The organism is Rossellomorea sp. FM04394 (assembly GCF_041889765.1).
Taxonomy (GTDB): Bacteria; Bacillota; Bacilli; order Bacillales; family Bacillaceae_B; genus Rossellomorea; species Rossellomorea aquimaris_B.
In genome coordinates this window covers 277,086-290,000 of the sequence record NZ_CP168654.1, presented here as the reverse complement: position 1 = coordinate 290,000, position 12,915 = coordinate 277,086, and the positions used below count along the sequence as shown (strand labels likewise).

At 42.7% G+C, this 12,915-nt stretch carries 8 protein-coding genes, 1 rRNA gene and 2 riboswitches (1 of these 11 cut by a window edge); all 9 genes read right to left on the bottom strand.

The genetic code is table 11. From position 1 onward, the window contains the following. A 16S ribosomal RNA gene (locus ACCB35_RS01600) occupies positions 1-67 on the bottom strand (it extends 1,485 nt beyond the left edge of the window). 498 nt (positions 68-565) lie between these two features. Next, entirely contained in the window at positions 566-2,641 is a 2,076-nt protein-coding gene (gene ptsG / locus ACCB35_RS01595) for a glucose-specific PTS transporter subunit IIBC (protein ID WP_299746899.1), read from the bottom strand. A gap of 181 nt (positions 2,642-2,822) precedes the next feature. Then, the gene (gene glcT, locus ACCB35_RS01590; protein WP_044340672.1) at positions 2,823-3,665 is read right to left on the bottom strand and encodes a glucose PTS transporter transcription antiterminator GlcT; all 843 of its coding nucleotides are present in this window, start codon (positions 3,663-3,665) and stop codon (positions 2,823-2,825) included. A gap of 208 nt (positions 3,666-3,873) precedes the next feature. Then, a complete protein-coding gene (locus ACCB35_RS01585) occupies positions 3,874-5,208 on the bottom strand; it encodes an NCS2 family permease (protein ID WP_044340671.1) in 1,335 nt (444 codons plus the stop codon). Positions 5,209-5,341: 133 nt separating this feature from the next. Continuing rightward, positions 5,342-5,443: riboswitch (purine riboswitch) on the bottom strand. Positions 5,444-5,641: 198 nt separating this feature from the next. Continuing rightward, positions 5,642-7,195, bottom strand: coding sequence for a glutamine-hydrolyzing GMP synthase (guaA, locus tag ACCB35_RS01580; protein WP_374055476.1), 1,554 nt, complete (start codon positions 7,193-7,195; stop codon positions 5,642-5,644). Positions 7,196-7,324: 129 nt separating this feature from the next. Further along, a riboswitch (purine riboswitch) is annotated at positions 7,325-7,426 on the bottom strand. A gap of 40 nt (positions 7,427-7,466) precedes the next feature. Continuing rightward, complete coding sequence (locus ACCB35_RS01575; protein ID WP_374055475.1) at positions 7,467-9,677, bottom strand: DUF3488 and DUF4129 domain-containing transglutaminase family protein; 2,211 nt, start codon at positions 9,675-9,677, stop codon at positions 7,467-7,469. Beyond that, the gene (locus ACCB35_RS01570) at positions 9,674-10,891 is read right to left on the bottom strand and encodes a DUF58 domain-containing protein (protein ID WP_374055474.1); all 1,218 of its coding nucleotides are present in this window, start codon (positions 10,889-10,891) and stop codon (positions 9,674-9,676) included. The genes ACCB35_RS01575 and ACCB35_RS01570 overlap by 4 nt, the downstream gene beginning before the upstream one ends. Position 10,892: 1 nt before the next feature. Next, positions 10,893-11,849, bottom strand: coding sequence for an AAA family ATPase (locus tag ACCB35_RS01565; RefSeq protein ID WP_374055473.1), 957 nt, complete (start codon positions 11,847-11,849; stop codon positions 10,893-10,895). Positions 11,850-12,040: 191 nt separating this feature from the next. Then, positions 12,041-12,868, bottom strand: coding sequence for an ammonia-dependent NAD(+) synthetase (gene nadE, locus ACCB35_RS01560; RefSeq protein WP_374055472.1), 828 nt, complete (start codon positions 12,866-12,868; stop codon positions 12,041-12,043). Between the last annotated feature and the right edge of the window lie 47 nt (positions 12,869-12,915).

The following is a 12,915-nucleotide window of genomic DNA, read 5'->3' as shown; positions in this document are numbered from 1 at the left end:
GCTCGACTTGCATGTATTAGGCACGCCGCCAGCGTTCGTCCTGAGCCAGGATCAAACTCTCCGATAAAAGTTTGAATAGCTCTTTAAAAATAAATCTAGAATTAACGTTGACGTATTGTCTTGTTTTGTTCAGTTTTCAAGGTTCAATGTGTAAGTGCTTCGTTTGAAGCGACTTGATCATCATATCAAGAATGCAGTATGTTTGTCAACAACTTTTTTCATGATGTTTTAAATTCCTGTTTTAAGTTGTTATGTACTCGCTGCTCTCTTGCGACGGTTTTTAAAGTATATCAATCTATTAGACATACGTCAATACTTTTGAGAGATTTTGTTCGAGAAACTTCCTTTAGTCTTTCTATTATCTATTATTCATTACGACCACACCACCCACAACACAGGCTGGAAACTGACATTCTTGGCTTTGAAGCAGAGACTCTCTGCTATTTTCCTTCTATATATTAAGCAGCTATACTTCACCCATTACCTCTAGTAAAGGTTCAAATACTAACAAAAAAACCATTTCCACCCTCATAGTAAGAGGATGGAAATGGTTTTTGATTATTCATTAATCGATCTTGATGATGTTTTCGTCGTTACGGTTAACCTTACCTGACTTCTCGATCGTTACTTGCTGACCTTCTTTAAGGTTCGTGAATACAATCGGTGTCATGATTGAAGGCGCGTTTTCTTTGATGTAGTCAAGATCTACTTCTAGTAATGGTTGACCTGCTTCTACTTGGTCTCCTTCTTTTACTAGCGCTTCAAATCCTTTACCTTCTAATTTAACCGTATCGATTCCTACGTGGATCAGAACTTCACGGCCTGCTTTGGACTCTAGTCCGATGGCATGCTTTGTCGGGAATACGTTCACGACTTTACCTGTGATAGGAGAAACGATTGTTCCTTCTGTCGGTACGATCGCGAAACCATCACCCATCATTTTCCCTGAGAATACTTGGTCGGGAACTTCCGTGATGTCTTTAATTTCTCCAGTGATAGGAGCTACGAATTTTTCGTTCTTTTGTTCTTCTGTTGTTTGAAGTGCTTCTGGGTTCACTTCTTCAATTTGTTGCTCGACTTCTTCATTTGCGCTTGTTTCTACTCTGCGTGGAGCTTTTCCACGAATGATGTCTTGCATTTGTGATTTGATCGTATCCGACTTAGGTCCGAAGATCGCTTGAATGTTATCTCCGACTTCAAGTACTCCTGAAGCCCCTAATTTTTTCAGGCGATTCTTGTCAACGTTTTTCACATCATTTACAGAAACACGGAGACGAGTGATACATGCGTCTAAGTGAGCGATGTTTTCTTGTCCACCCATAGCTTCCAGGATGTTGTATGGAAGGTCTCCAGCTGAACTTGCCGGTGATCCATCGTCATCTTCATCCACATCTTCACGACCAGGAGTCATGAGATTGAACTTACGGATAGCGAAGCGGAATCCGAAGTAGTAAATGACAGCAAATACTGCCCCTACCGGAATGACGATCCATGCGTTTGTTTGTGGGTTGATCAATCCGAATAGGATGTAGTCAATTAAACCACCTGAGAATGTCATACCGATTTTAACGTCTAATAGATGCATGGTTAAGAAAGATAAACCTGCAAAGATTGTATGGATACCAAATAGTACCGGTGCTACGAATAAGAATGAGAATTCGATTGGTTCTGTGATACCTGTTAAGAAAGATGTTAAAGCTGCAGATCCCATGATACCCGCTACAACTGCTTTTCTTTCAGGTTTTGCTTCATGGTAGATCGCTAATGCCGCTGCCGGAAGACCGAACATCATGAATGGGAATTTACCAGTCATGAAGGTTCCTGCAGTTAGATCCTGTACACCATCTTGAATCTGCTTCATGAAGATGGCCTGATCTCCACGGACGATATTTCCTGCTTCTGAAGTATACGATCCGAACTCGAACCAGAATGGTGAGTAGAAAATATGGTGAAGTCCAAATGGTATAAGAGCACGTTCGATTACACCGAATATGAATGCAGCAAATGCTCTGTTTTCACCAAGCATAAAGTTAGAGAATGCATTAAGACCATTTTGAATCGGAGGCCAGATTAATAACATTAATAGACCTAGTACAACAGCAGAAGCTGCCGTTGCGATTGGAACAAATCGTTTACCTGCGAAGAATCCCAGATACGAAGGAAGTTCGATTTGGAAGAAACGATTGTACATAGCAGCCGCGAGTATCCCGACGATAATACCACCGAATACCCCGGTTTGAAGGGTAGGAATCCCCAGGACAAGTGCATATGCAGGATCCACACCATCACCTGTTACATCTCCGATTCCCAGTCCTTCGACTGTTCCCATTGTTACATTCATAATCAAGAAACCAACGATAGCCGCTAAACCGGCTACCCCTTCACCACCGGCTAAACCGATGGCTACACCCACTGCGAATAAGAGTGCTAAGTTTCCGAAGATAATTCCACCTGCTTGTTCCATGACACTTGCGACCATTTCAACGCCGCCGTTTGAAAGGAATGGAGCAATTTCTAATAACGTCGGATTTTGCAGTGCATTACCGAATGCAAGCAATAGTCCCGCTGCAGGCAAGATAGCCACAGGCAGCATAAGAGCTTTACCGACTTTTTGTAAAACACCAAAAGCCTTTTTAAACATGAAGTTTCCTCCTTTTATTTCGTTCTTTTTTTCAACTAATTAGATGATGATTGCAAACAAAAAAGGCATGAGAAAAGAGGATAATGAACGTATAAGGATAGACTTCCCCAAAATATACGTTTCAATCATCTTCTTCACTCATGCCTGATCGTATCAGTAACACGTAAGAAAGATAAGTGCTTTATTTAACTTTACTCTGAATACGCTGCAAATGCATGGTTAAGTAAACAGCCTCTGCATCGTAGACGGGTTTTTGTAATGTTTGCTGCATCATCTTGATCAGCTTCCAAGATAAATTATAGCAGAGAGGGTATTCCTCTTTCAACAGTTTTGCGATTTTTTCTGGTTCTTCCACTCTTTCTTCCCGGAGTACACGTTCTATTGTATATCGAATATGGCGTACAAGCCTCATATAATCGACGCTTTCTTTGTTAATTTTCACATCCAGCTGCTGTTCGATCATCCCGGTCAGGCGTCCAATCAACTGGGAGTGTTGATTCACTTCAGACAGATCCTTGTTCATCATGGCACTATGGATATGGAGGGCAATAAACCCTACTTCCCCTTCCGGCAAATGAACATCTGTCATTTCATTGATCATACTTACCACTTCTCTGGCTATTTCGTATTCGAATGGATAGAGTGTCCTCGTTTCTACCAGAAACGGATTACGGATTTCCATCCCTCTCATCAATCGGTTAATCGCAAACAGGATATGGTCGGTCAGGGCGATGTGAATATGCTCATTAAGAAAAGAGTTGGTTCTTTTTCTGATTAACTCGATGGCAGAAATAATGACGTTTGACATATCATCATTTAAGAAAGGAAGGAGGTTTTTGTACTGCTCCTGTTCTTTCTCTCCTTTTAATACAAACATCTTTTCTGCAATATCATTCTGAATGGGATCCCCTTTTTTACGGTTGAACCCTATCCCTTTCCCGATCAAAACCACTTCACCGTAGCTCTCGTGATCTGCAATTAATACATTGTTATTTAAAGCTTTTTTCACATTTAAAGTAGACATCGTCATTCTCCCTATAATTTCGACCATTTTCGACACTATCCGATTTCATGATTTTAACGAAAACCCTCACTTTTTTCAATTCATACTTACTCTACACGTATATCTTCTCTAAATCTCCCTCCGACTCCTCTATTTATGTTTCACACTTTTCCTTTATAAAATAAGAAAAAGCTGATCTGCGAGAGACCAGCTTAAAGAATTTTTTATTTTAAACTAAGAATATAAAATACATAACGAAGATAACAAACAAGAAATACATGATCGGATGGATTTCCTTTACGCGACCCTTCATGATCATCGTAATAGGGTAGAAGATAAATCCGATGGCAATACCCGTGGCGATACTGTATGTCAGTGGCATTGCTACGATTGTTAAGAATGCCGGCACAGCTACCTCAAACTTCTTCCAATCAATTTCACCCAGTGACGAAACCATCAACACCCCTACAATGATAAGTGCCGGTGCTGTCACTGCCGATGTAATGACGGCAAGGAGAGGGAAGAAGAATATGGAAAGCAAGAATAAAACCGCCGTTACCACTGACGCAAATCCTGTTCTCGCTCCTGCCGCAACGCCTGCAGAAGATTCAATATAAGACGTTGTCGTTGAAGTACCCAGGATTGCTCCCACTACTGTTGCACAAGAATCCGCAAATAAAGCTTTACCTGCGCGCGGTAATTTATTTTCCTTCATTAACCCTGCCTGATTGGCTACCGCTACAAGGGTACCCGCCGTATCAAAGAAATCAACGAACAAGAATGTTAAAATCACTACAAGCATTTGTATCGTAAAAATACTGCCTGCATCATTGAATAAAGGATCTAAAGCTGCTCCAAACGTAGGAGCAAGACTTGGTGCTGCGTCTACTACTTTTTCCGGTGTGTCGATTAACCCAACGATCATTCCGACGATTGCCGTTACAACCATCCCGATAAAAATACCGCCTTTAACGCCTCTTGTCATTAGAATAACGGTAATGATAATTCCGAAGATCGCAAGAAGAGTCGAACCATTCGTTAAGTCCCCAAGGCCCACTAATACTGCATCGTTATTCACAATAATTCCTGCATTTTGAAAACCGATAAAAGTAATGAAAAGTCCGATACCCGCTCCCACGGCATATTTCAACTCTGCCGGGATTGAGTTAATAATTTTTTCCCTGATACCTGATAAAGTCAGTACGATAAAAATTAATCCTGAAATCAATACTCCCGTTAAAGCTGATTGCCATGGTACACCCATCGTTAACACCACTGTGTATGCGAAGAATGCGTTCAATCCCATGCCTGGAGCTAGAGCAATCGGGTATTTGGCAATCAAGCCCATTATCAACGAGCCGATGGCTGCGGCCAACGCCGTAGCGACAAATACTGCCCCGTAATCCATTCTCATGCTATCCGGCAGATCCGGTACAGACTGAAGGGTTAACGTAAGTGGATTAACAATTAAAATATAAGCCATTGAAAGGAAAGTTGTTAATCCCCCGATAATTTCCCTTCTATAAGTGGTTCCTAACTGATCGAACTGAAAGAAATTTTTCATTCTTGCACTCCTCCTATAGAGTCGTCGTAGAATCTGACATTTCAATAAAAAAAGCCTCGAACTACCAGAGTTCAAGGCTTTGACTGTTAAGATCATGATCAATAGGTAAATGGAAATGAAAAATGTTCCACAATCCTATTCTCAATCACCTCGTAGTCAAGCCATTTACGGTAGCTTGGTAGAAACGCTCGGGCCTTATTCCCGAAATTATACGACGTAATACTTTTATAATGTTTTGTTATGATTACAGTACTATTGTACCAACCAGAAAGGTGACCGTCAACAGAAAATACGAACATTATATAAAAATTTAATTTTAATGTTCGTTTTATACATAAAACGACAGGCACCTCCCGATTTCTGTCGACCCTTATATGCTATCCATATAAGGGTCGACACTTTACGGATGGTGCCTGTCATTACGTTTTCATTTTTATTCCCACTCGATTGTTGCAGGTGGCTTACTCGTCACATCATACACGACGCGGTTGATATGATCGACCTCGTTTACGATACGTGTCGAGATTTTTTCAAGTACATCCCAAGGGATACGAGCCCAATCTGAGGTCATACCATCAATGGACGTCACAGCACGGATTCCAATCGTGTAGTCATACGTTCTGGCATCCCCCATCACTCCCACGCTTCGGATGTCAGGGAGAACAGTGAAATATTGCCAAATGTCACGATCAAGTCCGGCTTTCTTGATTTCATCACGCAGGATGTAATCAGACTCGCGAACGATCTCAAGCTTTTGCTCAGAAATTTCACCAAGTACACGGATACCAAGACCAGGACCCGGGAACGGTTGACGCCACACAATTTCATCAGGAATACCCAGTTCAGATCCCAATGCACGTACTTCATCTTTGAATAATGTGTTAAGCGGCTCGATGAGAGTGAACTGCATGTCTTCAGGTAATCCGCCAACATTGTGGTGAGATTTGATTGTCTGGGCAGTGGCTGTTCCGCTTTCAATGATGTCTGTATATAAGGTACCTTGAGCAAGATACTCGATACCTTTTAACTTGGTTGCTTCATCATCAAACACATAAATAAATTCGTTTCCGATGATCTTACGTTTCTGCTCAGGGTCGGAAACACCTTTCAGTTTATTTAAGAAACGGTCTTGAGCATCTACTTTAATCACGTTCATGTTAAAGCCGTCAGCGAAAGTTTTCATTACGCTGTCCGCTTCACCTTTACGAAGGAGACCGTGATCGACGAAGATACATGTTAATTGATCACCGATCGCTTTATGGATTAACACGGCAACAACAGAAGAATCCACTCCTCCGCTTAATGCGCAAAGGACTTTTTTATCTCCAACTGTTTGACGGATCTTCTCCATTTCAATTTCGATGAAATTCTCCATGGACCAGTCACCTGCACAGCCGCAAACTTCAAATACGAAGTTTTTCAGCATTTCATTCCCGTGCACTGAGTGACGAACCTCAGGATGGAACTGAACAGCATACAAGCCTTTTTCTTCGTTACTCATGGAAGCAATCGGGCAAGATGGGTTTGTTGCATTCACATCAAAACCTTCAGGAGCTTCGACAACCAGATCTCCATGACTCATCCATACGACTTGCTCCTCGGGAAGGTTAGAAAATAGTTTGGACTGCCTTTCGATATTGATGGCCGCTTTCCCGTATTCACGGTGCTTTGCGCGTTCTACCTTACCTCCAAAGTGCATCGTCATAAGCTGCATTCCATAGCAAATACCAAGAATCGGAATGTCCAGATCAAAGATGCGCTCATCACAACGGAATGAGTCTTCACCATAGACACTGTTCGGTCCGCCGGAGAAAATGATACCTGTCGGGTTCATTTCCTTGATCTCTTCAAGGGTAACTGTATGCGGGTGGAGCTCACTGTAAACACCAAACTCACGAATTCTTCGTGTGATTAATTGATTGTATTGACTTCCAAAGTCTAAAACGACGATCATTTCTTGATTGTGCAATTCTTCTTTACCAAGCATTCAGTTCACCTCTTCAGTTTATTTACCTTTTACTATCTATTGTTGTTAGCATTCCAAAAAAATATAAAAAAAACTAGACTTCGCCTTAAAAAAAGGCAGAATTCTAGTTTTTTTGCATACACGGATGTCAACTAAGAACACTGCCTTCATAGTCCAGTCATTTAAGGTGACCGGGTAGATACTTTCGAACCGTATTATCGAGGATATACGAAGGATGCTAACGAACGCTATTATGAATTTGACATCATTTTATACCTTGTTTTAAAAAGGGTCAACCAGTTGTCCTTTTAATTAAATTTTCCCATAATTCTCTCATCTTCGGCCAATCTTCTTCCGCCAGCCTCTGACCATATAAAATACGTTCATAATTATTGGTCAGACTCGTCATTTCATGGGTACCGAAGAATGAGTCAATATATCGCGAATAGCCCCTTAACGTTTGCCCGTCATCCATTTTCAGTCCATATCTCTCAAGCTGTTTGATTAGAGAAAGATAGGCTTCGGAAAACACTCCATCTGATGATTTTCTGCGATAATAGAAAATCAGGACATACGGCATCCAGCGTCTTCTTACGAGGTACAATGCAATTGCCAGGATAAGCAGGAGTATGAATCCCATGACAAGCTTGCCCCAGTTTTCCACAAAGAATGTTTGAATGTCATCCCAAAGCTTCGAAAGAGAAAAACTGCTTCCCGCTGCTCTCGAATCGTCTTCTTCAGGTTGAATCGGCTGTTTCGGAGCTTCCTCTTTCTCCGGAACAGGGACTTCGTTGTTATCCGACTCAGGTACATCCAGGTCATACTGATACGAAACATTATTACTGAATCCAACAGTAGGCTCGAACGGAACCCAACCAACCTCAGGGAAGAATACCTCCACCCAGGAGTGAGCATTATTATTGGACACTTCATATTGCTTATACGTCGTATCCACTTGTCTACTGTATTCCCCTTCTGTATATCCCTTTGCCCATCTTGCAGGAATGCCAAGAGCCCGGACTAATACAACCATGGAAGTGGAGAAGTTATCACAGTATCCTCTCTGTGTTTCAAATAAGAACTGATCAACATAATCCTGCCCTTCCTCAGGGACCGGCACATCAAATTGGTCGTACACATAAGCTTCTTTCGAAAAATAATTCTCGATCGCCCTGACCTTGTCATACCAATTATCTTGCTCCGATGTAATCTCAAGTGCCAGATCCTTCACACGCTGGGGAGTCGTTTCCGGAAGTTGTGTATAACGATCCACAAATTCCGGGTTCTGCATGATTTCCTGACTTTCATTAGCTGCTTTCATTTTCTTCTGAGAATAAGAAGGCGAGCGATAGGAAAGTTCATATTCCCCTAATTGAATGGTTTCGCCTTCCCCTTCATAACTTGTAACCTTTTCGTTAACGGGATCGAAGGAAAAATAGCCTTCTTCATTTCCGACTATTCTCTCCACCCCATAAGGATAGACAACATGGGAATAGGTTCGTTCCACCGTTACCCTCTCTGTTTCCACTTCCCTTTCTCCATCCGGTTCGTTGGTTGTGAAGGGAACCATTTCTTCTGATTCAAAAGAGATAGCTTCCTCCTGGTCACCAGGAATGGACTGCTCCCAGCCCTTGCCTGTATATAAATCCTTCGTTTCAATTTTCCAGTAATGTTCTCTTGTTACTTCCGCATTAAAAACGACAGTAGGATCACCGACAAAGGGGCCGCCAAGCTGAGAGTCATCTGTGTCATACCCGATCTTGTTCACGCCGCTGCCCCCGGCTCCCTCTGCAAAGGATTGAATATAAGGAACCGGATCCGGCCAGATGGGGTTTGCCTTAGGCGCTGCGAAAGCAACGACTGAACTCACCCCAAGCATAACCGTAAGTGGCACAATCCAGCGGTGCCTGCTCATCTTGGATCCAAGAAGGTTCTCCCTTTGAACCAACCGTTCTAGAGCCAACAACCCCATTAAGAGAAAGCCGAAAATGACCACCCGGACAATCGCTTTATCCCCTTCATATATGGTGAAGGTATCAATAAGGCAAACATATGTTACGGTCATCACATAAAAGAGGAGGATCGTTTTTCGTACAGATAACCAGTAATAAATCAAGTATGTCATCAGCCATAATAGAATAAAGAACAATAAGCTTCTATACTCAAACGAAAGGCCGGGCCAGTCACGCCCCAGCGTCAATCCGATATTCAGCCACAAGTCATGACTAAACTTTCTAAGCCAAGCAAGAGAAAAGAAAGAACCTGTATAGTACAATCCATGAAGGCTATACAGGATAAAAAGGATTTTAACCGGTGCGGTTATGAAATAATGAATTCTTAAATACGACAGGACGAGTGATAGAGCGATAAAGACGATGAAGTACGTCAAACTCCCTGTATCCGTCACAACCTGAAGGGGCTTCAGCCACTCCCATAGAAGCAGGAATCCAAACAGATAAATCATAACCGTAAAGACCCGGTGTTTCTGTGTTTCAATACTCATGCCCGTTTCACCTCCATAAAGGCAGAAGAGAAATCACCTTCAAAGCATACTTTCATTCGAATACCACGGGAGGAGGCGTAGGCTTTCAATGATTTCTCCTCTGCGGTATAAGCGTCCCCTTTCCGCTTCACTAAAAAGATGACAACCGAACTATTCCGCTTCGCATATTCATTCACACTCATAATCATCTTCTTCGAAACAGACGAAGTCACAAACAGCACAGCGGCAGACTGAGAGTAATTCAAACCCTCTCCTTGAAGGATTTTCCCTAAAGCGTAAGGGCTGTCTTGCCTGACTTTAGCTAAATGATAATAAAGCTGGTTTTTGTGTTCGTCCCCACCGCGAATGGGAAATGAGACATGATCTTCCCCGATTGAGACAAGGCCTACTTGAGCGCCTTTTTTCAAAATGGAGCGAATCATAGAAGCAGTGAATGTCACCATTCCTTCAAAAGCAGACGACGCTTCCCGATCCAATACAATCAGAACATCATGGGATTGTCGCTCCTCAAACTCTTTCGTCATCAGTTCATTGGTCCTGGCAAAGGTTTTCCAATGAATCCATGAGAAGCGGTCCCCCGGTTGATAGTCACGTATACCCGTTGCCATGGTCGTGTCTTTTTGAATCTTCACACTTGAAGTGGTCATTCCTTGATCATAGCGATTTTCTAAAGGACGGTAAGGGAGATCCACAAACGATGGGTAGACCAGGAGCTTATTGGTACATTCCACCGTCGCTTCCTTTTCAAATACGCCAAAGAAATCACCTGTCCGGAGCCTGACAGCGGAGAAAATATGTTCTCCGCGAGGTAGCTCTTCTATGTAATACGTAAGCTTGATCCGTTTCCTGAACCCAGGGTGGATCATCGCTTTCGCCTTTTGAAAACTTGAATGATGAAACACGGAATCCGTTACCACATCCTCTAACACCATGTAAAATAAAGGAAAGGGTAATTTACGCGAAAGGGTGATTGTAACCTTCAACTCATCCCCCGCTTTGTACTCATTTGATTCGAAGCTCCTCTCTACATAAAACTCTGAAAGAGGATATAAGAATACGAGAACAGCATAGAGAGCAAACGGTAGAAAGCTATAAAACAAAAACCAGCTGACGAATCCACCCTGGAACATCGCATACGAAAACGAGATCCCCACTAAAATGAGCAGAAGCAGAAACTTCCCAAGTGGTTTAAGAAATTGAAGTTTCGTTTTCATCCTATCTCACAAGCCTTTGTACGGGAACCGGGATACGCGCCATCACTCTCTCCACTACTTCTTCAGGGGTGATGCCTTCATATCTCGCTTCTGACTTCATTATGATTCTGTGAGAGAAAACAAAGGGAGCCAAGAATTGAACATCGTCGGGGACCACATAATCCCTCCCTCTTAAAAAGGCATAAGCCTGACATGCCTTCATTAACGCAATCGATCCACGTGGGCTCGCTCCTAAATAAACATTGGCGTGAATCCGGGTTCGATTCGCGATTTCGACAATGTATTTCTTGATGGTGTCATCGACCAATACGTCCTTCACTTCTCCTTGAATATATCTCAATTCCTCCAGGGTCATCACAGGCTCCAACTCATCGATGGGCGGGTTTTTCTGAGCGCGATGCAGAACCTCCATCTCTTCTTCCGGTTCGGGATACCCCATTTTCATCTTTAATAAGAAGCGATCAAGCTGCGCCTCAGGTAGAGGATACGTCCCTTCATACTCGATCGGATTTTGGGTCGCCATAACAAAGAAAGGTTTATCAAGCTTTCGGGTCAACCCGTCTATCGTTACGCTGCTCTCTTCCATCCCTTCGAGTAATGCGGATTGTGTCTTCGGTGACGTCCGATTAATTTCATCCGCCAAGATGATGTTCCCCATTATCGGCCCGGGCCTGAACGTAAATTCCATTTCCTTTGGATTATAAATCGAGACACCAATAACATCGGAAGGCAATAAATCCGGTGTAAATTGAATTCGTTTAAAGCTCGCCCCCACCGACTTGGCGAGTGCCCGGACCATCATCGTTTTCCCGACACCCGGAACGTCTTCAAGCAGTACATGGCCGCCTGCTAACAGGGACACCACGCTCAGCTCCGCTACCTTCCTCTTTCCGATCATGACTTTTTCTATATTATCAATGATACTTTGCAACTTCGGATTCACCATTTCGTATGACATCTTACCCCTCCTGAAATCATCTTTAACTATTATTACTTTCGTTTTAAAAGTCGAAATTCCTCTAAAAAATGGCACATTTATACAGAATTTTTAGGGATTTGGTAGGACATATGGTGTTATAGATGACAGTCACCTTGAAAATCACAAAAAAAGCCGGTCCTCAATAATATGAGGATCGGCTTTTTCACTGATTATTTCCAAAAATCATCAAACACCGTGACAGGCAGATGACGTTTATGTTGCGTTTTTAAATAATGGCCTTCGATGGCTTTCTTTGCTTCAAGAGGCACTTCTTTACCTTCCAAGTAATCATCCAGCTGATCGTATGTGACGCCAAGGGCTTCTTCATCCGGAAGTTGCGGACGGTCTTCCTCAAGGTCTGCCGTTGGTTTCTTATTGTATAAGTGTTCCGGACAGCCAAGTTCCATTAAGAGCTTCTTCCCTTGCCGTTTGTTCAGGCGGAAAAGGGGAACGAGATCTGCCGCTCCATCACCGTACTTCGTATAAAAGCCTGTAACCGCTTCAGCAGAATGATCGGTACCAAGGACCACACCATCCTTCATGGCAGCAATGGCGAATTGAACTTTCATCCGTTCACGTGCCTTTTCATTTCCTTTGACAAAGTCGGAAAGCTCGATGCCATTTTTCTTCAAAGTTTCAACGCTTGCATCGACTGCAGGCTGGATATTAACCGTCAGAGAAACTGATGGACTGATGAACTCGACCGCATCAATGGCGTCTTCTGCATCTCCCTGCTCACCGTAGGGAAGTCTCACTGCGTAAAAAGCATAATCCGATGACCCTGTTTCCTCGTTCATCTCGTTGATCGCCATCTGTGCAAGTTTTCCTAATAAAGTGGAATCCTGACCGCCTGAAATGCCAAGGACCAAGCTTTTCAAAAATGAATGCTTTTTTAAGTACGATTTCATAAAATCAACACTGCGGCGTATTTCTTCCTGCGGGTTGATTTCCGGGGTTACCATCATTTCTTCTACAATTTGTTTTTGAAGGGAATCCATGTTTTCACACTCCGTTTAGGTTTTATCATTTTTTTATCTGATTAATT